At 47.3% G+C, this 21,811-nt stretch carries 21 protein-coding genes; 9 read left to right on the top strand and 12 right to left on the bottom strand.

Features of this window, described 5'->3' with window-relative positions; all coding sequences use genetic code 11:
• Nucleotides 1-155: 155 nt before the first annotated feature.
• Together LEP1GSC061_RS05860 and LEP1GSC061_RS05855 are read right to left on the bottom strand one after the other, a co-directional pair.
• The gene (locus tag LEP1GSC061_RS05860; RefSeq protein ID WP_016544428.1) at nt 156-593 is read right to left on the bottom strand and encodes a hypothetical protein; all 438 of its coding nucleotides are present in this window, start codon (nt 591-593) and stop codon (nt 156-158) included.
• Entirely contained in the window at nt 590-997 is a 408-nt protein-coding gene (locus LEP1GSC061_RS05855; RefSeq protein ID WP_156844503.1) for a hypothetical protein, read from the bottom strand. The genes LEP1GSC061_RS05860 and LEP1GSC061_RS05855 overlap by 4 nt, the downstream gene beginning before the upstream one ends.
• Nucleotides 998-1,392: 395 nt before the next feature.
• Between LEP1GSC061_RS05855 and LEP1GSC061_RS05850 the strand changes: the two genes are divergently transcribed.
• Nucleotides 1,393-2,967 carry an FAD-dependent thymidylate synthase gene (locus tag LEP1GSC061_RS05850; protein ID WP_016544807.1) on the top strand — a complete coding sequence of 525 codons (1,575 nt, stop codon included), beginning with the start codon at nt 1,393-1,395 and terminating at the stop codon, nt 2,965-2,967.
• A 33-nt stretch (nt 2,968-3,000) separates the two neighbouring features.
• On the opposite strand, the gene LEP1GSC061_RS05845 is transcribed toward LEP1GSC061_RS05850, so the two are convergent.
• Complete coding sequence (locus LEP1GSC061_RS05845) at nt 3,001-4,227, bottom strand: PQQ-dependent sugar dehydrogenase (RefSeq protein WP_084680478.1); 1,227 nt, start codon at nt 4,225-4,227, stop codon at nt 3,001-3,003.
• 183 nt (nt 4,228-4,410) lie between these two features.
• On the opposite strand from LEP1GSC061_RS05845, the gene LEP1GSC061_RS05840 reads away from it, so the two are divergent.
• Nucleotides 4,411-5,589 (top strand): M20 metallopeptidase family protein, encoded by a 1,179-nt coding sequence (locus tag LEP1GSC061_RS05840; RefSeq protein WP_016544339.1) that lies wholly within the window; start codon nt 4,411-4,413, stop codon nt 5,587-5,589.
• Here the strand turns inward: LEP1GSC061_RS05840 and LEP1GSC061_RS05835 are convergent.
• The 4 genes from LEP1GSC061_RS05835 to LEP1GSC061_RS05820 all read right to left on the bottom strand — a co-directional run bounded on the left by LEP1GSC061_RS05835 (nt 5,586) and on the right by LEP1GSC061_RS05820 (nt 9,716).
• A complete protein-coding gene (locus LEP1GSC061_RS05835; protein WP_016544618.1) occupies nt 5,586-6,035 on the bottom strand; it encodes a hypothetical protein in 450 nt (149 codons plus the stop codon). The genes LEP1GSC061_RS05840 and LEP1GSC061_RS05835 overlap by 4 nt on opposite strands.
• Before the next feature lie 241 nt (nt 6,036-6,276).
• A complete protein-coding gene (locus LEP1GSC061_RS05830) occupies nt 6,277-7,566 on the bottom strand; it encodes an aminopeptidase P N-terminal domain-containing protein (RefSeq protein WP_016545038.1) in 1,290 nt (429 codons plus the stop codon).
• A 2-nt stretch (nt 7,567-7,568) separates the two neighbouring features.
• Entirely contained in the window at nt 7,569-8,591 is a 1,023-nt protein-coding gene (locus tag LEP1GSC061_RS05825; protein WP_016544951.1) for a glycosyltransferase family 9 protein, read from the bottom strand.
• Nucleotides 8,592-9,716 carry a thiolase family protein gene (locus LEP1GSC061_RS05820; RefSeq protein WP_016544722.1) on the bottom strand — a complete coding sequence of 375 codons (1,125 nt, stop codon included), beginning with the start codon at nt 9,714-9,716 and terminating at the stop codon, nt 8,592-8,594.
• 130 nt (nt 9,717-9,846) lie between these two features.
• Here LEP1GSC061_RS05820 and bfr point away from each other — a divergent pair, with 130 nt between their 5' ends.
• The 4 genes from bfr (at nt 9,847) to LEP1GSC061_RS05800 (ending at nt 14,094) form a co-directional block, all read left to right on the top strand.
• On the top strand, nt 9,847-10,314 hold the full coding sequence (bfr, locus tag LEP1GSC061_RS05815) for a bacterioferritin (protein WP_016544862.1): 468 nt from the start codon (nt 9,847-9,849) through the stop codon (nt 10,312-10,314).
• Between the two features lie 1,179 nt (nt 10,315-11,493).
• Nucleotides 11,494-12,546 carry a THUMP domain-containing class I SAM-dependent RNA methyltransferase gene (locus tag LEP1GSC061_RS22090; protein WP_084680477.1) on the top strand — a complete coding sequence of 351 codons (1,053 nt, stop codon included), beginning with the start codon at nt 11,494-11,496 and terminating at the stop codon, nt 12,544-12,546.
• A gap of 19 nt (nt 12,547-12,565) precedes the next feature.
• A complete protein-coding gene (locus LEP1GSC061_RS05805) occupies nt 12,566-13,750 on the top strand; it encodes an acetylglutamate kinase (protein ID WP_040508092.1) in 1,185 nt (394 codons plus the stop codon).
• Nucleotides 13,750-14,094, top strand: a complete 345-nt coding sequence (locus LEP1GSC061_RS05800; RefSeq protein WP_016544542.1) for a DCC1-like thiol-disulfide oxidoreductase family protein — start codon at nt 13,750-13,752, stop codon at nt 14,092-14,094. The genes LEP1GSC061_RS05805 and LEP1GSC061_RS05800 overlap by 1 nt, the downstream gene beginning before the upstream one ends.
• Before the next feature lie 42 nt (nt 14,095-14,136).
• Here the strand turns inward: LEP1GSC061_RS05800 and LEP1GSC061_RS05795 are convergent, their stop codons facing one another.
• The 3 genes from LEP1GSC061_RS05795 to LEP1GSC061_RS05785 are packed head-to-tail and all read right to left on the bottom strand — an operon-like array spanning nt 14,137 to nt 17,194.
• On the bottom strand, nt 14,137-14,814 hold the full coding sequence (locus LEP1GSC061_RS05795; RefSeq protein WP_016544202.1) for an iron-containing redox enzyme family protein: 678 nt from the start codon (nt 14,812-14,814) through the stop codon (nt 14,137-14,139).
• Nucleotides 14,811-15,923, bottom strand: coding sequence for a D-alanine--D-alanine ligase family protein (locus tag LEP1GSC061_RS05790; RefSeq protein WP_016544410.1), 1,113 nt, complete (start codon nt 15,921-15,923; stop codon nt 14,811-14,813). Before LEP1GSC061_RS05790 ends, LEP1GSC061_RS05795 begins: the two co-directional genes overlap by 4 nt.
• On the bottom strand, nt 15,920-17,194 hold the full coding sequence (locus LEP1GSC061_RS05785; RefSeq protein WP_016544286.1) for a KamA family radical SAM protein: 1,275 nt from the start codon (nt 17,192-17,194) through the stop codon (nt 15,920-15,922). The genes LEP1GSC061_RS05790 and LEP1GSC061_RS05785 overlap by 4 nt, the downstream gene beginning before the upstream one ends.
• Nucleotides 17,195-17,294: 100 nt before the next feature.
• Between LEP1GSC061_RS05785 and LEP1GSC061_RS05780 the strand changes: the two genes are divergently transcribed.
• The 3 genes from LEP1GSC061_RS05780 to LEP1GSC061_RS05770 all read left to right on the top strand — a co-directional run bounded on the left by LEP1GSC061_RS05780 (nt 17,295) and on the right by LEP1GSC061_RS05770 (nt 20,283).
• Complete coding sequence (locus LEP1GSC061_RS05780; protein WP_016545037.1) at nt 17,295-17,966, top strand: HAD family hydrolase; 672 nt, start codon at nt 17,295-17,297, stop codon at nt 17,964-17,966.
• 58 nt (nt 17,967-18,024) lie between these two features.
• Nucleotides 18,025-18,852 carry a GerMN domain-containing protein gene (locus LEP1GSC061_RS05775; RefSeq protein WP_016545012.1) on the top strand — a complete coding sequence of 276 codons (828 nt, stop codon included), beginning with the start codon at nt 18,025-18,027 and terminating at the stop codon, nt 18,850-18,852.
• Between the two features lie 183 nt (nt 18,853-19,035).
• Nucleotides 19,036-20,283 (top strand): GGDEF domain-containing protein, encoded by a 1,248-nt coding sequence (locus LEP1GSC061_RS05770; RefSeq protein ID WP_016544718.1) that lies wholly within the window; start codon nt 19,036-19,038, stop codon nt 20,281-20,283.
• On the opposite strand, the gene LEP1GSC061_RS05765 is transcribed toward LEP1GSC061_RS05770, so the two are convergent.
• Together LEP1GSC061_RS05765 and mqnC are read right to left on the bottom strand one after the other, a co-directional pair.
• Nucleotides 20,231-20,629: an LIC11299 family lipoprotein gene (locus LEP1GSC061_RS05765; RefSeq protein ID WP_040508091.1), complete on the bottom strand. Its 399-nt coding sequence runs from the start codon at nt 20,627-20,629 to the stop codon at nt 20,231-20,233. The genes LEP1GSC061_RS05770 and LEP1GSC061_RS05765 overlap by 53 nt on opposite strands.
• 78 nt (nt 20,630-20,707) lie before the next feature.
• Nucleotides 20,708-21,808 (bottom strand): cyclic dehypoxanthinyl futalosine synthase, encoded by a 1,101-nt coding sequence (mqnC, locus tag LEP1GSC061_RS05760; RefSeq protein WP_016544626.1) that lies wholly within the window; start codon nt 21,806-21,808, stop codon nt 20,708-20,710.
• Between the last annotated feature and the right edge of the window lie 3 nt (nt 21,809-21,811).

The following is a 21,811-nucleotide window of genomic DNA, read 5'->3' as shown; positions in this document are numbered from 1 at the left end:
TTACAATTTACATTTTATATTATTTGTAACTAAACGCAAGCAAAAAATCCCGGAGCTCAGTAGAAAGCCTATATTCTTCTCCGAAATCCTATTTCATGCGACATAATTCGATCTTCAAGACCCGAGGCCCTCCTGGTGGGTAGGAACTCCTCCCCCTATTGGAAGAATCCCCCTAAGGAAGTGCAGTCCGCTTGGGCGCTACTCGAATCCCAGGTTATACTCCCTGACGTTTGGTAGATCTTTTGGGTCAAGGTGGAGGAAAAATTACAGACTCCGATTCTAATCTCCGGACAGGAAGAAACCAAGACCCCGTCTCCAAAATACAGCGAACAAAAGATATCCGGATCGAATACGAGCCCTCGGTATACTTCGTAGCAAGAAGCCGAAGAGTCGGTTTGGCAGGAGAATGTTTTTCTTACCGAGGCATCCTGGCCTTCTTTCCATAAAAAGAATGCATCCGGAAACGGAATCAGTTCGCAAGACTCGCAGGTTCCTAGAGGTCGGCTCCAAAGTCCGAATAAGAAAAGAATAATAAATAGGATGCCGGGTGCGAAAATTCTAGATCCGCCGAGATTAGAAGGAATTCTATTCATAGAGTTGTAAAACTTCCCTTCCAATTCGTTTCACAATTCGATTCGGCAGAGCTTAGATTCCAACCGGAGGAAAAATAATAACGGATATCGGAATTATAGCTTTGCGTGCCGACGATCTTACAGACTGCAAGCATGGAGCCGGTGGCACAAAGAGAATTTTCCAGGAAATTCCCTCCTGCTACCCTGCAAAGATCTTTCTGCATTTCGGGATTCTCCGCCTGGAGATAATCGATACAATCGTTCCCTAATACGCATGAGGAACCGGAAATCGGCTGGGAAACCGGCCAGATTGCAAAACTAGGAACTCCCTTTGTAGGACAAGGTTCCCCGCAAGGATCGTCTCCGGTTAGCAGTAACATTAAACAGGAAAGAAAGAATATAGAGAGAAGAATCTGAAATAGCAAAATCCTCCCGCCTCTCCGAGAACTCTTCCCGTTCTTCTTTCCGAATCCGCTCATATATCCATCCATTCTATTTTTTTAAATTACTTTTCGATTTCGAATCCGCTCCAAGCGAATTCAAAATATGATCCGAAATTCCTTTTCCTAAGATTTCCGGTAGGATGAGGGGGACTAAAGAATAAAGCGGTCGGCAAATAAATTGCAGACAAGTTAGAATGCCTTCTTCTTAAAAACAAAAGAAAAACTGCAAACTTGTCAGAATTCTATTGAAATTCCGGGCGTTTGGGAACTCAGGGTCAGGATCTTATGAGACATAAGATCCTGATTATGTCGGAAAAACGCTTTTCCCTTTTCGGTCCGATTCCAACCTAGTGCCTCCGGAGTAGCATTGTAGTCCCATGGAAAGCCAGAAACCGATTATCGAACTTATAGACGCCACGAGAGAGCCTTTCAATTTGGCGATCGCTTCGGCCAGGACCTGCTATTCTTCTAAAGGGATCCTCCTTCCGGAAGATATGGTAAAGACGGAAAAATCCCTGGAGATCCGAGACAAGGTAGCCAAATCCACCAAGAAAGCGGGCCACCTCACCACTAGACAACACCCTCATTTTATCTTTACCCTGGACAAAGTTTCCAGACAATTCGTTTGGTCTTTTCTGCATTCCCACCCCTATTATAACTCGGAGCAGGTCAGCCAAAGATACGTGGAGGTCAAGAAGGAGAATTATTACGTTCCTTCTTCCCTCTCCGGAAAGCAAAGAGAATCATATCTGGAAGCGGTCGAATATGCGTCTAACGCATATTTCGAATTCGTGGAGCTTTTGCATCCTTTCATCCAGGATGAGTATTTCTTGGTGTACAAGGCGAGAGCCAGCTATCCGGAAAAATGGCAGCAACCGATTAAGAAAAAATGCCTAGAGGTCGCAAGATATCTTCTCCCTCTCGGAACTTACACTTATCTGTATCATTCCGTAAACGGACTCACTCTCCACCGTTACCATCGTTTGATGAATTCCTTCGACGTACCCGAAGAACAGAGAATTGTCGTGGAGGCAATGATCGAAAAGGTCCGGGAAGCGGATCCTTTGTATGTGGAGGAGATGGACGATCCGATTCCTCTGGAAGAAACCGCTGAATACAGATTCTTCACCGAGTTTTATAAAGACGGAAGCCTGGAATATCGCCCGGAATCTGCCAAAAATTTCGTAAGAGAATTCGACGAAGACCTGGACAATCGATATTCTCGTCTGGTCTCCTATTCTTCCAACGGTTCGGAAGTGCTTGCCTCTTCGGTTCGTTCCGTTTTGGGAATCTCTAAGTCCTCTTTGAGCGACGAGGACGCGATCCGTCTCGTCCTGGATCCTTCCAAGAACAAGCATCTCACCTCCACCCTGAACGAAACGACTATGAGTCCGATCGCAAGATCCATGTTCAATGTGCATTATTCCTTCAAGAAAAGGATTTCCCATAGCGCGGACAGCCAAGACCAAAGGCATAGAATGGTCCCCGGTTCCCGACCGGTCCTTATGACCCAATACACCGGAATGCCCGACTATATCGTTCCTAAAGTAGTATTAAAATATTCTCAATTAGAAGAAACGTATAGAACCAAGATGGACGGGATATTCAAGCACCTGAACCGCTTTATCGAAGAAGGCGGCAGTCCGGAATATGCGTCCTACCTTCTTCCGAACGCTTTCCCGGTCCGTTTCTACGAAAGCGGGGATCTATTGAACCTCCACCATAAATGGAGGGCGAGAACCTGCTATAACGCTCAGGAAGAAATTTTCCAGGCTTCCGTAAACGAACTCACGGATCTCCAAAAAGTGCATCCTGAAATCGCAAAATGGATCAAGGCTCCTTGCTGGATCCGACTCCAAGGAGACGTGAAGCCGTATTGCCCGGAAGGGGACCATTATTGCGGAACCCAGGTCTGGAAAAGAGAACTCGACGAATACGACAGAACGCTTTAAGATTTCAGAATCTATATCCAGGTTCGGGAGATCTTATTGCTCCTCGATCCTAAAGATTTTTCCTCCGTAGTCCACAACGTATATCTCCCCGTTCGCATCCTCACCGAAGGAAGAGATATTCAAACTTCCTCCGATCTCGCCCGTATGCTCCAGGATATCCTGTACGTTTCCTCCGGAGAATACTAAGGACCAGACCTTACCCGCTATAAAATCCGCATAAAAATACCTTCCCGTTAATTCGGGAAGACCGGATCCCCTATACACATATCCTCCGGTGATACAGGTTCCCACCGAATGATCGTATTCTAACTTGGGAAGAGTGAGTCCAGTAGTATTGCATCCTAAACTCGGATTATAACAATGGTTGCCTTCGGTGATCCTCCATCCGTAATTCTTCAATCCTTGTCCGGAGAGCTCTATATCCAACTCTTCGTATCCCGCCTGGCCCACGTCCGCTATGTATAAATTCCCCGTGCTTCTATCGAAACTGAATCTCCAAGGATTGCGAAATCCCCAGTCCCATACATGCGGATTTTCCAAACCGCTTACGGCTCTATTTCCCGGCGCAGGACTAGGATAAGTATCCACATCGATACGAAGAATTTTACCCAACGCGGACTCCAAATTCTGAGCGTAATTATTCGGATCTCCGCTTCCTCCCCCGTCTCCCATACCTATATACAAATATCCGTCCGGACCGAAAGCCAACATGCCTCCGTTATGATTAGAGAAAGGTTGGTCCACGGTGAATACGATTCCAACGGAGGTAGAATTCGCTAAATTAGGATTTCCCGATGAACGAGCGTATTCAGAGACGACCGTTGCTCCGTCCGATTTGCGAGAGTAATTCACCCAAAACCTTCCGTTTGCATTATAATTCGGGTGCAACGCTAACCCCAAAAGCCCTCTTTCTCCGGAGAAATACACAAGGTCACTGCCTTCCGTTCCTAAGTCCAAGAAAGGATCGGATTGCAGAACGCCGTCTAAGATCAACCTGATCTTCCCATTCTGCTCCACAACGAATTGTCTATGAATATCTCCTGTGGGAGAAACTACGAATACGGGTGAGTTTAATCCGCTAACGATCTCCGTGAGTTTAAGGCAGGGTGGAACTCTGCCGGGAAGACAGGTTGTCCCAGGAACGGAGGAAGGAAGAATTGGAAGAATGCCAGAATTCCCCTCTCGCTTGCAGAAAGGAAGTACGAAGACGGAAAGAATCCATATCGTCGCGAATCCTAGAATTTTCCTCTTGGAGTTCATATATATCGGCCGCTTCTTATAGAAAAACAAATCGTACATCCGTTCTTCTCTATTGTTTGGAAAATATTTTTTAAAACGATAGAAAAGCAGGACCCTAAGGAAAGAGCGATAGAAGTGCCGTTTACTTATAAAAAAGGGAGGACTAAAAACCGATTCGGGGGTAGACCATCCTTATAACCGCCTATGAAAACAGTATCCCCTCAAAGAACCGAAGAATTAGTACGCTACCGCAGATTCATTCATAAACATCCGGAACTGAAATACGAGGAAGTCGGTACTGCGGAATATGTAAGCCGACATCTCACTTCTCTCGGATACGAATTCCAGGGAGGAATCGCAAAAACCGGAATCGCTTGCCTGATCGATTCCGGAAAACCGGGAAAGACCCTACTCGTCCGAGCCGATATGGACGCTCTTCCCATCCTGGAAGAAAACACTACCGATTATATTTCCGTTCATTCCGGAGTCATGCACGCTTGCGGACACGACGCGCATACCTCGGTACTTATGGGCCTTGCCTCCGAATTGAAGGAGGATATCGCTTCCATTATCCCCAAAGGAAGAGTGTTGTTGGTATTCCAACCGGCGGAAGAAGGAGGACAAGGCGCAGACAAAATGATAGAGGAAGGAATATTAGAGAAATACGATGTATCCGCGGCGCTCGGACTCCATGTCTGGAATCATATTCCCGTCGGAAAAATCGGAGTGGTGGACGGTCCCATGATGGCAGCAGCGGACGAATTCCAAATCACCGTCCAGGGTGTGAGCGGTCACGGCGCTATGCCCCAGCACACTGTGGATCCCATCCTAGTCGGCTCTCATATCGTCACGGCCTTGCAAAGTATCGTCTCCAGAAATACGGATCCTTTGGATTCCTGCGTGGTTACCGTAGGAGCCTTCCATGCAGGGCATGCGTTTAACGTGATTTCCGAGACGGCGGAACTAAAAGGTACGATCCGAACTTTCACCAAGGAAATGTTCGATAAGGCCCCGGAACTTTTCCGCAGAGTAGTGGAAAATACTGCGAGCGCTTTCGGAGCCAAAGCTGTGATTCAATATGAAAGAACGAACGCTCCGACCATCAATCATCCTGGCATGGCCGATTTAGTTCGCAGAGCCTCGGAAACGATACTCGGTCCGGGATCCGTGACGGAAGAACATGCAAAGACCATGGGAGGAGAGGATTTCTCCGCCTTCCTTATGAGAGTGCCGGGTTGTTACTTTTTTATAGGCTCCATGAACGAGGAAAAAGGATTCGTGAATCCTCACCACAGTTCCAAGTTCGATTTGGACGAGGCCTCCCTTCCCATCGGCCTCGCGGTAATGAAAGAGGCGATCCGTTCCTACCTGGCGGAGAACTAAGCCATCTTTCCCAAAAGACTTCCCTTTTGCACGGGGAAGTCTTTGACCTTTTCGTTGGAGCTCCTCGCTTTTAAAAGAGCGCCCTTCTCTCCTAGGGACCGGAACCTTCCCGACTTCCATTCGAAATCCAGAACTGCGGAAAGAAATCGACTCGTCGCCAATTCAAAACCGTTGGCATAACATTCCGCTTCCCAATAGTCGGAATAATAGACTCTAATTCTTTTTCTGGAATCCCCTCCTCCCACTTTAGGAAATTCATAGTTAGGAAGATTCCCCCTTCTCTTCCTCTCCTTGAATTCCTTTACCAAATATCGGACAAGATCCTTGGGATCCCCGAACTCCAGGATGCCGTCCCTCCATGCCCTTTCCAGATCCAAAGGAATTCTCCAATCCACTTGGATGATTCCTTCTCGAACTTTGGCCAATATGGCCTGATCTAATTTCATATTACCTCCGATAATGGAGAGGGATTTCCAACTGAACGAATGGGCGGCAAGATGGAATCAAAAACTATATGCATTTTTTTGCAAATAATTCGCCTTATTTCCGTTATTCGAAATAAGAAATAGAGTTTGGAGACTTAATCCGAATGCTTCAGAAATCTAAATAGAATATAAAAAATTCTATTTTACTGTTCTGGAAACGGAATTCCGATTCAGATAGGAAATAAGAATCGTATTTTGCAGATCAACCGCGTTGGGCTTCGATCTCATCCACTTCCTTAGGAATCATGGAAGTGAGAACCAAAGGTGTATCACCTTGGACCAATACGTCGTCTTCGATTCGGACCCCGATTCCACGGAATCCGGAAGGAATCGTCTCGTCCGTAGGATCGAAATAAAGCCCCGGTTCTACGGTAACCACGAGTCCGTTTTGCATGGGTTTACTTTTTCCATTCTCGAAATATCGTCCCACATCATGAACGTCCATGCCCAGGTAGTGACCGGTTCGATGCATATAGAATTTGCGGAATTCTCCCTTCTCGATTACTGAATCCAAGCTTCCGGTCAATAACCCCAGATCCAAAAGTCCTTGCGTGAGATTCTTTACGGTTTTCTCATGTACGGCGTTGAATTCGGTTCCCGCCTTGGTGTCGGCGATCGCCTTTTTCTGAACATCCAGAACCAATTGATAGATCGTCCTTTGCTCAGAAGTGAATTTTTTTCCGGAAGGGAAAACGCGTGTAACGTCCGCCGTGTAATAATCCTTTTCCGCGCCGCTATCCACCAGGATCGCTTCGTTCTCTCCGATTTTGGCACGGTTACTCGTGTAATGAAGAATGGTCGCGTTCTTTCCGGAGGCGACTATATGTCCGTAGCCTCCCCCCCAAGCGCCGTGTTTCAAATATTCGGATTCAAGAATGGACTCCAACTCGAATTCGAACATCCCCACCCTGGTTTCCCTAAAAAGTCTTTCGTGACCCAATGCAGTGATCCGGGAAGACTCCTGCAATTTTTGGATCTCTTCCGGAGATTTGAACATTCTCATCTCATGCAGAAAGTTCGGAATCTCCCAACGTTGTGGTCCGAATTTTCCTTCTCTTAGCCTAGCGTTTAGATTCGAGATCAGATCCAGCAGTTTGGAATCTCTCTCCCTGTCTTTTCCGAAGAAATGATAGAGTGTGAATTGGTTCGTGAGAACCCCTGGAATCTTTGCGTCCCATTCTCCCAGATCGTAGCTTTCGTCCAGACCTAACCGATTTTGGATCTCCGATTTTCCGAGACGGATTCCCGTCCAGATCTCCCTTTCTTTATCCTTAGGAAGAGCGAAATGAGCCGAGTAATCCCTACGGAGCACAAGAATTCCGTCCTCTTCTTCCACTCCGGTGAGATAATAATAATCGGAGTCCTGGCGAAATTTATACTCCACGTCCCTGTTTCGGATTCTTTGCGGAGCGGCAAAAACGAGAAGAACTTCCGACTCTTTGAGAAGGTTTTGGACATTACGGATTCTGGTTCGAAATATGCTTAGTTCCATGCTCACCCTTTGATTAGACGAATTCCTTCTTCCACCATACGATCCGTATCCTGATCCAACATGCAACGAAAATGCCCCTGGGGACAAACCCTACCCCCGTGGATTCCGCAAGGACGACAGTCTAGTCCGGACACTTCCGAGATAAATACCTTCTCCGCGAGTGGGGTATAGCCGAATGCCGGGATCGTCGCACCGAAGGCAGCGAGCGTAGGAACATTGAACGCCGATGCGAAATGGATAGGAGAAGAATCGTTTGTGACGAGCAATGCCGCGCCGCTCATCAGGTAACTCATTTCCGGAAGACTCGTCTTGCCCGCCAAATTGATTCCGAATCCGGCTCCAACCTCTTCGCAAAGTTGTATATCCCCTTTGCCTCCGGTGAGAACGATCTTGTATCCGGTCTTCTCCGCGAGTGCGGAGGCAACTTTTCGGAATTTATCTCCCGGCAGTCTCTTGGTCTCCCAAACGGAAGATGGGGAAACTAGGACGTATTTTCCTTTCTGCAAGCCGTATCTATCCAGTTCCGATCGGATTCCTCCCACAGACTCAGGCTTCCAATACAACTCCGGACGTTTGGGGGCCTTCTCGTATTCTTCTTTCGTGTAAATAAGAGAGAGGAGTTTTTCCACCTCGTGGGGGCCCCGTAAAAGCCTAGGTTTTCTTTCGTTCAACAGAAAGGAGAATCCTGCAGTCTTGTATCCGATCCTTCTTTTGGCTCCGCTTCTCCAGGCCATGATGGAGGAACGAAAAGAAAAATGGGGACTGATGCAGAGAGTAAATTTACGTTTTCTTAATTCTTGGCAGAAGTTCCAGAATCCGAAGAAGGACGCCTTGATCACTTTCTTGTCCAAGGGAAGGATCTCGTCTATCCATGGATTCGCTTCCAAAACGGATTCGGTTCCTTTATTCACTACCACAGTGAGTTTAGAATCCGGGAACTTCTTCTTGATTTCCCTAAAAAGAGGAGTCGTGAGAATGAGGTCCCCTAAAAATGCGGTTTGTATGAGAAGAATATTCTCTTTCATTTAGTCCTCGGCCCCGAGAATCGTCGCAAAATTATTTACTCCCAATCCTCCTATAGAAAGGGAAAGTGCGGTATGTTTATCATTCTTTTGTAAATAATGGAATAGCTCCGCGATTTGTGCGAGCCCGGATACTCCCACCGGATGGCCTCTTGTCTTTAGACCTCCCGAAGGATTGATAGGAAGACGTCCCAATTTATCCGTGATTCCTTCCGAGACAGCTCCGAGAGCCTTGCCTTCCGGAAAGAGACCCGCATCCTCGGAGGCTACGATTTCGAAAATCGTAAACGCGTCGTGTAATTCCGCGACCTGGATATCCTTCGGGTTTTTACCGGATTCCTTATAAGCTGCGGAGAAAGCCTCCCTAGAAGCGAAAAAACTGAGTCCGCCCGGAACCCCGTTCACCTGTCCGAGCCCGTGGCCCGTTCCTAAGACGGAGATTTTTCTCCGATCCTTAGGGAGACGGCCTTTGTCCGTTTCCAGAAGAATGGCGCAGGATCCGTCGGAGAGAGGAGAAATATCGTAAAGACAAAGAGGACTGGAGAACATGGGAGAGGAGAAATACTCCTCCTCGCTTAAGTTTTTTTGAATATGTGCGATCGGATTCTCTCTTCCGTTATCATGCAATTTTTTTGATAAATGAAATAGTTCCTTTCTGGTATATCCGAAATCCTTCAGATATCGCGTAGCGCTCAAGGCGCCTCCTTGGGCCATGGACATGGCAAACGCCTTTTGTCGTTCGGATAAAACGGAACCTAAGAGTAGATTGTTTTCTTCTCTAGGCAAGCGACTCATAACCTCCGTCGCGATTACGAGTCCCCTTGCGAATTTTCCGGATAGCAATAGAAATCTCGCCAAATGCAGAGCGGAGGCCCCGCTGGAAGATGCGGTTTCCGAGCGAACTGCGAAGAGAGAAGGAAGTCCCAGATCCTCTTTGATCTTTGCGGGTAGAAAAATCTCTCCCGTATAACGCTCCGGGGCCATGGAGGCGAAGATTAAGAATTCCGGCTTGAATCCCGGGTTTCTCTTAAGTAAATGATTCGCAGTCTCATAGGAGAGCGATTGATAATCGGAATCAGTCCTTCCGAATTTACTCAAATGCGAATCTAACAGAAAGACCGAGTTCATTTCCTACTAGGATTCCCGATCCTTGTCTGGGGCAAACTCAAAAACAAAAGTCTAATGGTCCGAATTTTGGAAACGGGCTTTTCAAAATAGCGGCTTCGGTTTATATTGATCTGCGGTAGGAGAAACGAACGTGAAAGGAAACCAAGAAGTCCTCGATATCTTAGCGGAAGTGCTCTCCGCCGAGCTCACCGCAATCAATCAGTATTTTATTCATGCAAAGCTGAATAAAAACTGGGGTTACGAGAAGCTCGCAAGCTACATGAAGAAAGAATCCATTGAAGAAATGAATCACGCGGACCAAATCATAGAGCGCATTCTTTTTCTGGACGGAGTACCCGATCTTCAAAGATACATGAAGATCAATGTAGGCAAGGATATCGAAAGTATCCTTAAAAACGATTTAGACGTAGAATATGACGCCGTGCAACGTCTAAACCGAGGAATTGAAATCGCAACTAAGAATAAAGACAACGGCACCCGTGAATTGCTCGAGAAGATCCTCGTTTCCGAGGAGGAGCATATCGACTGGCTCGAGGCCCAGATAGAGATCATCAGAACCATAGGCGTCCAAAACTATTTGGCCCAACAGATTTCGTAAGACTTGAACCCCAAAAAACCCGATAGAAAAAAGTCCCCTTCTTCCGAGAGAGGAAGAAAGGGGCCCGGTAAATCCGGCCCGGCATTCAAAAAACCGCATAGACCCAAAGGCTCCGAAGAAGGAGCAGATCGTCCTTTCCGTTCCAAGGAAGGAGACGGGGATCGCAAACCTAGACGAGAAAGAGAGGAAGGTAGGAGTTCGGATAGAGGCCCTTCCAAAAAGCCGTTCCGCTCCGGAGAAGAAAGAGGCCCAAGACCCTTCGGTAATTCCAGAGACTCCGAAAGATCCGGAGGCAGAAGACAAGGACGCTCCGAAGGAAATTCCAAGAGACCCTTCCGAGAAGAGGGAGATAGACGCCCTTATCCTTCCGAAGGCAATCGTAAACCGTATTCTTCCAGGGGCGAGAGAGAAGGTGGAAGATCCTCCTCCGATGGTAACAGAAAACCATACTCACGCAGAGACGAATCCTCGTCCGAAGGAAATCGCAAACCCTATTCTCGCAGAGACGAATCTTCCTCGGAAGGAAATCGTAGGCCCTATTCTCGCAGAGACGAGTCTTCCTCGGAAGGAAATCGTAGGCCCTATTCTCGCAGAGACGAGTCTTCCTCAGAAGGAAATCGTAGGCCCTATTCTCGCAGAGACGAGTCTTCCTCCGATGGTAACAGAAAACCATACTCACGCAGAGACGAATCCTCGTCCGAAGGAAATCGTAGGCCCTATTCATCCAGGGGCGAGAGAGAAGGAGGAAGATCCTCCTCCGACGGCAATCGTAGACCCTATTCTCCCAGATCGGACCGAGAAGGTAAAAAGCCTTTCGGAGATCGCAAAGAAAGAGGAGATAGAAAGCCATTCTCTTCTTCCGATTTTCAAAGAGGAGAAGGCGGTTTCCGTAAAGAAAAAGATTCCTTCTCTCGAGGAGAAGGAAGAGGCCCGAGAGGGGGAAGAGGTTCTTTCTCCAAGGATAAAGGCTCCGATTTCCAAAAACCTTTTCACTCCCAATCTCAAAACGAGGGACGCAGAGGAGGACTTCGTTCCGGATTCGACGAGGATTCTCATCATGAAGGAATTCGCGCCGGTTGGCAATCCGCCAAGTTATCGTTAAGCGAATTCGATCGTCCGGAGGCGCTCACCTACCACGCCTCCTGCGGAGACGGACTCGCATTTCTTCTTAAGGAAGAAGTGGAGGACGCGGGCCTGGAACTCGTTTCCGAGAACAGAGGCGGAGTATTCTTCAGAGGTCCGGCCAAAAAAGTAAGGGATTTCTGCTTGAGTTCAGGAATCTCTTCCGGGATCAGTTTCGAACTTTCTTCCTGGAACGATATCCAAGGACCGGACGATCTCTACGAGGTCGCAGCCATGTATCCTTTCGAAAAACTTCTTTCTCCCGGGATGAAATTCAGAATCGACGCGACCACGAAGGACAATCTCCCCGATTCACGTTATGCGACTTATAGACTGAAGGATGCGATCTTCGATAGATTCCGCGCCAAAGGTTTGGAGTTGCCGGAAGCGGACAGGGAAGAACCCGAGATCTTATTCTATATTCGCTCCCGGATGGACCAGGTTAAATTATTCCTGGCATTGCATCCCCAACCGCTGCAAAGAAGAGGGCACGAGAGAGAAGGAGGAGAAGCTCCCCTCCGTGAAACTCTAGCCCAGGCCTTACTTCGCTTTTCCGGATGGAAACCGGGAGAATCCCTATACGACCCGTTCTGCGGTTCTGGAACTCTTTTGATCGAGGCAGCGTTGAGAATGAGAAACGGAGGCTGGATCAATTATAAAAGCCTTTCCCGTTCCACCATTTTCACTCGACTCTTCGGGCCTTGCAAAGCCAAGGATATCGAATCCAAAGAAGGTATCCTTCTTTTCGGTTCGGACGTTTCCGAAGAAGCGGTGGATCTCGCCAAAAAGAATGCGAAGGAAGCGGGGGTCGCCGATCTCATCCGTTTCGGAACCTTTCCTGCGGAAAATCCTCCGGAAGATTTCGCCTTTACTTCCGGTAAAATCGTAACCAACCCTCCTTACGGAATCAGAATCGGAGACAGGGAATCCGTCTCCGAACTCTATTCCGCTTGGGGAGAAGCTCTGAAGTCTAAATTCTCCGGCACATATGTAAGTCTGGTAGCAGGAGATCCTTCCCTTTTGGGATACTTGAAACTCAAGTCGGACAAGGAGCAATCCGTTACGATTGCGAAACTAAAAGGAAAATTGGTTGCTTATAGGATCGACTGACTTAAGACTCCGGGAAGAGATGAATCCCCAGGAGATCCTACTTAAGTTACTCGAAGTCACCGAGAATTCCAAGGACAGCGTCCAGTTCCTAAAACTTTTCCGGTCCTTGGAACCGGAAAAGTTTGCAATCATTCATGCGGGATCCGAGACCCTCACCGAATCCGCAGAGGCATTTCTTTATAATCTCAAACTTCTCCAGAGACTGCAGTTATTTCCGGTGGTGGTCTTAGAAAAGGACGGAGTCTCCTACGCTAACCTATTCTATCGATCTCCCGCCTCCAAGGTCAGCTTGGACTCGGTCAAGGACTCCTTGGAAGAAGGCAGCACGCTTCCCGGATCCAGAAACCTTCCCGCCAAGTGGTTTCGTAACCCGAGCCAAGCGATGGATTCCGTTCTTTCTTCCTTAAAGGAAAATAAAATCCCGGTTTTCGTAACAGATCAAAGCGGCTCGGAAATTTATCCTTATCTAGCGAATCTTTGCAAGGAACTGAAGACCAAGAAGCTCATCCTTTTGAACGGAAAAGGAGGATTGTATTCTAAGGAGAATAAGAAGATCTCCATTCTGGATTTCGAATCTCCGGAAATCCTGGAAGAAGAGGACGAAAAACTTTTCCAAGAATGCAAAGGGATCTTCAAGACGATAGAAGATCCGAATTTGCAGATCGCAATCACATCGGCGCCGGGACTTCTTAAGGAATTATTCACGATCAAAGGAAGCGGAACCCTCGTCCGCAAAAAGAATAGGATCGAATACCATTCCGATTTCCAAGGAATCGATAAAAATAGACTCAACGATCTCATCGAAGATTCTTTTCGGAGGGATTTAAAGGAAGGATTCTGGAACCAAAAATTTTCCGGAATCGTCCTAGAATCCGAATACAAAGGATGCGCTCTACTGCAAGACACTCCTTGGGGAACCTTCCTTTCCAAATTCGCGGTGAACGAAATTGCAAGGGGAGAAGGAGTGGGAAGAGATATCTGGGACGAGATGCTTGCCAAGGCCCCTAAACTTTTCTGGAGAGCCAGGGCAGAGAATACAATCTCGAAATGGTACACCAAGGAATGTAGCGGATTACAGAAGGAAGGGATATGGATCTATTTCTGGATCGGTCTTAAGGATTCGGAAATTCCTCTGGTCTGCGATTTTTTAAGAAACCTTCCCGTGGATCTGGAATCTAAAAAGGAAATCGAAACGGTTTCCTAATGAGCCTTAATATTTTTTTCTTCGACGGAGATTGCAGTTTTTGCTCCGGACTCGCGGAAGGTCTAAAGAAACGATGCCTGGATCCGGAAGTAGAATTTCGCAGCTTTCGCAACCTCTCCGAAGAAGAATTAAAAAAGATCCACCCGAGCTTGGACAAGAATTTAGTCCAAGGCAATGTGCAATATATCCTAGAGCAGCAAAGATTTCCGGGGTTCTTCGCGGTCCGAAAGCTTTCCCATTCCTTAAAAGGTTGGAGATATCTTTCCCCCCTACTCTATCTGCCCTTGGTTCCCTTGCTAGGAATCCTAGTCATGAGTCTTCTGAAATTCTGGAAAACCAGATAACTCCAAGTCTTTCTTTCCGGATTTTCGAATCCTATCTATAAATCAGAGAGGGACAGGACCGGAAATTCTTTGTAGGCCCTCGTAGAATACGAGTCTAGCGTCCAGAGCCAGGCGATTCCCTTCCCTTACTCGCTCCATCTTATCCGAATCGGTGGCCACAGATTCGATCAAACGAAACATTTTCTCCGCATGGGATTCGTCCGCTTCCAGATTCACTTGGAAGAATTTTCCCTCCGGAAGAGGAATCTTGGATTTGAGTTCCGAATAGGAACGATACATTCTAGAATATTCCAGTTTGAGAAGGAATTCGTTGGCTGGACCAAGCGCGCCCAATGCGGAATAGAAATCCGTGGTGGTGATTTTCTGCATAAGGGAAAGATAAGCACCCGTCTCCGGAAGTAAATCTTCGGAAGAGACCGTTTCTCCCATATCCTTCAGGAATTTCCTGAGGATCGATACATGAGCGTCTTCTTCTTTACCTTCTCCTAATTCTTCCCAGATATTCTGGACGAGTACGATTTTGGAGGAAACCGAATCGGAGATGGCCGCCGTATTCAAAAACCATTCTACAAAGGCGACGGAAACGAAATACTCCTGACGGAGCCAAAGAAGAAGGTCTTCCCGAGTCATTTGTTCCTCTTTTTCCTCCAACCATCGATTGGAGGTGAGAACGGGATGTTCGGAAACTTGGTCGATCAATTCTTGTCGAAACGATTTCATACTCGAAGCGAAAAAGCCTCTCTCATTAATTTTGTATATGCGAAGCGATCGGTCCGGAATTCTTCCCGAGCGATTTTCAAGAGTCGGTTCATTAATTCGGAATAGGTCCCTATACTTCTGGAGTAGCAGATCGGATAAGTACTGTAATACGCAGAAAGCCCCGGGGTCAGATTCCACTCCAGGAAATTCGGATTCCCTTTCTCGTCCGCCTTCCAGTCCAAACGAACCGCACCGGAGGTTCCTATACTACGGCAACATTCCTCCGAGAATCTACGTATCCGATTCTCCCTCTCCGGATCCAGATCGAAATGTAGTACCTCCGGCATGGAGGCCTTGGTTTTGGTTTTTTCCCCATAGACGGATTCTTCCGAACGCTCGAGCCCGATTCGGGCCACGGAACTAGTCTCATAACCCTCCGCGGAAGAACCGATCCCGGCCAGAGTCCATTCTTCTCCGGGTAAATAGGATTCCCAAATCCAAGAAGAATGCGATTTTACTTTTGTAGAAAGAAAAGTTGCAAGAGAAGAAGAGTCCGTGATTCGATTCTCCTCTCCTATCCCCAGGCTCGATCCCTCATAGCGAGGCTTCCAGAAAACCGGGAATTCAGACTCCATAGGCAAGCGGTGTCCTAAGAAGCCGTCCTGAGAATGAGATATCTCCTGCTTTTCTTTTGGAAGAGTAGAAGGTACTACATCTCTCTCCCAAATTCCCCAGGAGGCGGTAGGAACTCCTATCGATTGGGCCCAGAGTTTGGAGGCGTGTTTGTCCAGGCTCAGGGCTTGCGCATAAGCATCGGATCCCGTATGAGGAAATCCGAAATATTCCGCGAGTGCGGGTAATAATGCTTCTCTGTTCCGGGAAAGAAATCCTTCCACTAGATGGAATAGGACAGGCCTCTCTTCGGGAACCAGAGCGGAATACTCGGAGATTTTTTGTAGTACCTTCGACGGAGATTCCAGGATTTCCACATTCTCCCCGGATTCTTCCAGGACCTCCGCGATCTTTTGGACGGAAGGTCTTCCTTCCCATTCTTGAACAAGCCTAGGATTCAGATCTTCGGAATGGATATCGGCCACGAGGAACACGCTGACTTTGGAATGAGTGTTCATTCTTCTCCTCTTTGGATGGGAGGAAGCCCCCGTGAACTGGAGTAGGCATTCTTCTGAATTCTTTCCCAATCCAATTCGGGAAGAATCGGATAGAAATCGTCGTAGGTACTACCTACAGGTTCCGGACTCAAATGGTAGGTCCCTCGGACGGCGGAGCGAAATACATGGTTGCGGGTTTCTTTATGAAAGCCCAGATACCAATTCGGACCGAGCGTAATCTTTCCTCCCCCTCCCGGAAGATCGTTCACAAATTGCGGAATTCCCATTCCTGCAATTTTACCTCTCATGTATTCCACGATCTCGATCCCTTTGGCAAGAGGAGTCCTAAAGCCTCTGGATCCGGGAATGAGTTCCGGGTCGTACATATAATAAGCTCGAACCCTCATCTCCAAAAGTTTCCGGTGCAATCTAAGCATGGATTCTCCATCGTCGTTGATTCCTTTTAGGATCACGCATTGGTTTCCCACGCTCACCCCTGCCTTCAGCAATTTTAGAATCGCTTCCTTGGCCTCGGGCGTGCATTCTTTTTCATGATTGAATTGAGTATTACAAAAAATAGATAAACGATCTGTATTATGGGATTCTATGACCCTACATAGCTCCGAATGGACTCTCATAGGAAGGGTGACAGGATTCCTGGTCCCGAGACGGCAGATCTTGATATGAGAGATCTTTTCCAGATTCTCCAGAATCCAATCCAGCTTGGAATCGGAAAGATTCAGAGGATCTCCTCCGGACACGACCACATCGGAAATTTCGGTATGATTGCGCAAGTATTCGAAACATCTTTCCAGGTCGGCGGTCTCCATTCTCTCGGAACTATCGGAGACCTTTCTCCCTCTCATGCAATGTCTGCAATACACGGAACATTCATGATTGGAGAATAGAAGTGCGCGATCCGGATACATATGAGTGAGTCCCTTTACGTGAGAGAGACCTTCTTCGTGTAATGGGTCGGAAGCTTCTTCGGGAGAGAAGAAGGACTCTTCTCTTCTAGGAACGATCATCTTTCGGATAGGGCATTCCGGATCGTTCGGATCGGAAAGAGAAAGGTAATAGGGAGTGGCGCCCACATTCAGACGAACGGTTTCTTGGATTCCTTCTTTTTCGGAATCCGTAAGATTGAAATATTTATATAGATCCTCGGACCGAACCCTATGTTGCAATTGGCTTTTGTAATCCGACCAAACGGTTGCGGATACCAATTCTTTTCTAGATTCTTCCGGAGATAAGATTCCTAGGACCGTCCGGTTTTCTCCCGATTCTCCCATCTTAAGATACCTTTTCCCATGATTGTCTCCAGCCGAGGAAAAGCAAGCGAAGCAAAAAAGGGATGCCTCGAATTAGGTAGAGGGAAGACTGACATTTCCCATGGACTGGAACCCGAAACGCATCCGCGCTCTCGCCTTCGACGTGGATGGAACCCTATTCTCCTCCGAAGGAATCATCTTAGAAACCTATGCGGAAGCGATCCGCAGATTCTCCGAAATTTCAGGCACACCGATCCAGATCCCGGATCGGGATAGAATCATGTTGGAAATCGGCAAACCGGTCAAAACCATCTTCCTGAATCTGGTCCCCCAATTGAAGGAATCCGAAAGGGACCAAATCTCCGACTCCGTCTTGGAACTCTTGGTTTCCAAAATCAAGTCAGGTAAGGGAGAATTCTACCCGAACGTTTACGAGACCGTCTCCTCTTTAAAGAAAAAAGGTTATCTGATTCTTGCAGCCTCCAACGGCCGAAGACCTTATATCGAAACCATTTTCGAAGTCTCCGGGATTCTCTCCTTATTCGATTCCATCCTGGTCCTGGATAACCAGGGCCTAAATACGAAAGCCGACCTGGTGGCAAAATATCTGAAAGACCTCTCTTTGGAACCGGACGAACTTCTCATGATAGGAGACAGAAATTCGGACCACGAGGCTGCCCGCAAGAACGGATCCCCTTTTGCATTCTGCGCTTTTGGCCATGCCCCCGAGGGAGAAATCCCCGATTGGGAAGTAGTCCTGGCCAAACTTTCCGATCTGGATTCCGTTTTTTAATCCGGTTTCCGTCCGGAAAAATGGAGGGACCTCTCGGGAAACTTCCGAAAATCAAAATGTGCCCGAATCGGATAAACTCAAATCTCTTGTATATATTCTGACCGGGACCCTTTTCGTACTCCTACTCTTCGATAAGGCCACCGGTTCCGGCAATTCTTCGCCCGGAAGTCCCGAATCTTCCTCTTTCTTTTCCAGATTCAACACGATCGGTAAGAACCAACCTCTGGCCCCGAATTCTCAGGGAAAACAAACTCACGAACAGATCGTGGATGCCGCAGAAGATGAAATCATAGCGGAACTCATGCAAAACGGGGGAAACTCGGTACCGGAAGAATGGAACCAAAACGATTCCTCCGATCCGGAAGAACTGATTATTCCTGTGGTGGAGAATCCGGTAACGGAGAATAGAATTCCTAAATCTTCCAATCAAACGCTTCGCCACGATCCCGGTGAAGTAAAACTCTACTTCCTAAAATTCTATGGAAAAGGAAACAAGAGTCATTCTAGACTCGTGCAGGTGAAACGCAAACATGGGTCCGGGGACAAGGTGCAATTCATCCTGAAAGAATTGACCAAGGGACCTTCGGAAGAAGAGAAGAGCCAAGGAGTCTTGAACGCTCTTCCCGTCCGCATGGAATACTCCAAAGAATATTCCGTGGAGAATGGAGTCCTAAAATTGTCCTTGGGAGGAGAATTCGAAGGAGGCGCGGGCCCTGAATTACTCAAGGATAGAGTGGATCAGATCTGCTATAGCCTTTTGGAGAATCTGGATCTGAAAGGAATCCGTCTCTATATCAACGGAAAACAAGTCCGCTCCCTGGGAGGAGTGGGATTGCCCATACCCGAAGTTCTTACTAAGAACCCTCGTAAGATCGCCACCCTTTAAGTAATTAGAATTCCAATCTTATAATGCAAGATTGTCTTCGTTCTGACAAAGAAGACAATCTTCGGCCGGAAATTTTTTGCTTTGCTTCGGAATCTTTCTTGCTCTTAGACACGTTATGCTCGCAGCGTGGTCTTATGATGGAGGTTTCCTGCATGGGTCCCTTCCATGCGGAAATGAAATCGAATGTTAAAATGGTTCCCCGGTATCGACCGAAGAATCCAGCTTCTATCTAAGCGGATCTTCTTTAATAAGTATCCTATAGGATTTTTAGAAACGAATTGGAGCGAGATTCGTCAGTCCCTCGTCGCCCATTATTCCTTTTGTATTCTGATCAGCCTTATCGCCTACTTTCTTCCCGATTCCCGGACGAATGGAAATTATCTTCCTTTCCTGCAGGCGAGCAGGATCACCATCGTTCTTCTCTCTCTTGTTTTTCTCTGGAGACATGCCCGTAAAAAGGACTGGGTTCCTAAAAAACTGGAGTTCTATAAGGTTTGGACCTCCTCCACACTTCTCATCTCCTTCTTTCCTTTTCTTTATTTCGATAGACTCCATTACGATGTTTATCTTCACCAAGCGTCCGCCATTCTACTCAGCATGAATCTGCTACTTTGGTTGACTACCACGACTGCAGTCGCTACCAATCTCGCCTTTTGTCTATTATTCTTCGGGATCTGTTATATAGGGGACTCTCCGGTAGAGGCTTTCCAGGAATTTCCCATTCTTCTCACCTATCTAGTCGTAGGAACCTTCGGGAACGTGGTCATGAACTACTGGAGAACCATGGACTACAGGGATAAAAATAAGCTCTCCCGAGCGGTTCTCCGATTGCAGGCCAAAAATCTACAGATCCGTATGATCTCCAATCTGGACGATCTCACAGATCTGTACAATCGTAGATTTCTGATAGAGCAATTCGATATATTCAAAAAACGTGCTAAACGCCATCGATTCCATATGGGTCTAATTATCCTGGATCTGGATCATCTAAAAGAGATCAACGATAAGTACGGACATATGGCGGGAGACGAGTCCTTGCAAACCTTGGCGGCTGTCATGAAATCCAGGGTCCGCTCCACGGATATCTGTGCCAGAATCGGAGGGGACGAATTTTGCGTTCTTTTGGATTCGGTGGATAGCAAGGGACTCAAGATGCTATGCGAATCTCTTCGTAAGGGAGTCGAGAATCAGACTCTTTCCTATTCCACTCCGGAAGGAACGCCGGTGTCCATCACCGTTTCGATAGGAGCTACCATGCTTTCTCCCGACGAGGATCTGAATTTCGACGATTTATACCAATCGATCGATTCGGGTCTTTACCATTCCAAGGCCTCGGGAAGAAACAGGGTTTCCATCGTCGAGGCGACTAAATGGAGTCCTAGGCAGGATCCTTCCCCTTCTTGGCAGGGGGAAGTTCGTATATATAAGTAAGTTCGCAGTATTCTCCGTCTCCGAAATACTTCTGCTCTTTCTGTTCCAGAAAAAAGAGTCTATGCTTTTGGTCCGCTTCCAACTCGTCCAGCTTTTGGGTGATCTGTAATTTTGCGGCCTCGCAGGAAGTCTTTTTCATCTTGAAGACGTCGTTGTCTTCGACGGATGAGACGGAAGCTTTTCCGAGTCCTATGAATTGGTATTTATGAGGGCCGAGAACCTTAACGTTCACTCCGGTATCCATATGCACGCGTTCTTTATGACTACCGAAACAATTTGCCAGGAGAAGAATGCAAAACGCCGCTCCCGTAAAGAAAAGAATTTTAGTGGTTTTGGATTTCCTCATTCGAGTTCCCTCTGATCTATATATTTCCTGTCCGGTGGAGACGGAAGGACGACCGCCTAAAAAATTCCGGTCGAAGTCTTAGACCGCCGACAGTTCCCTGCCTTCGTATTTTTCGTAATTATAAAGCAAATCCCTTCTCTTGGGAATGAATCCCCCTTCCTTCAGGAATTTGACGGCTTCTTTCTCGGTTTTGAGCCCGAAGGAACGAAGCACATTCTCCTCGATCACAACGGAAGAGATATCGTCCGCACCGCTAAACAATGCGAGTTGCCCCACCCCTTTTCCGAGGACCATGACGGAGGTTTCAATATGTTTGATATTGTCCAGGAAGATCCTACAAATTCCTAATACTTTCAAATATTCCGTAGTAGGAACCGCTCTCACCTTGAATCTCTTGGTCTGAGGTTGGAAGGTCCAAGGGATAAAGGAAAGAAACCCGCCTGTTCTGTCCTGTAAATTGCGAACTACGGTCAAGTGTTCGATCACCTCTTCCTTGGTTTCTTCCGATCCGAAAACGATATTGGCGCTACCCAAAAGCCCCGCTTCGTGGCAGGTCTCCATGGCTCTCACCCATTCTTCCGTGGTTGCTTTTTTAGGAGAGATGATATTGCGCATTCTGTCCGTAAGAATCTCCGCGCCCGCTCCCGGAACCGAATCCAACCCTACGGACTTAAGAATTTGTAGTACCTCCGACAAAGGTTTGCCCGTGATCTTTTCCAAGCTGATGATTTCCACAGGAGAGAAGGCACGTATATGCATATCTGGATACTTACTTTTTACCGAAGAGATCACATCCAGATAATAGTCGAAAGGAAGATCCGGATAGACCCCACCTTGTAGGAACATCTGGTCCGCGCCTTCGGAGACCGCATAATCCATCTTCTCCAAGATTTCTTCCTTGGAGAGTACGTAACCCTTACCGTTTCCGATCTCATCCATGAAGGAGCAGAAGTTACATTCTACATTGCAATAATTCGTGTAGTTCACGACCCGAAACATGGTGTAGCTTGCATGAGTATGAGGGAGAATTTTTTCCCTCAGGGCCCTTGCTGTCGCCATGATCTTGAGATGGTCCCCATGCTCGTACAATTCCAAGGCTTCTTGGGGAGAGATTCTTTCTCCGTCCAAGGCCTTTTCTAATATGGAATCGGTGGATTGTCTTTGGAATATCTGGCTCATGCG

Source organism: Leptospira wolffii serovar Khorat str. Khorat-H2 (assembly GCF_000306115.2).
Taxonomy (GTDB): Bacteria; Spirochaetota; Leptospiria; order Leptospirales; family Leptospiraceae; genus Leptospira_B; species Leptospira_B wolffii.
This window is presented reverse-complemented; position numbering and strand designations above follow the sequence as displayed.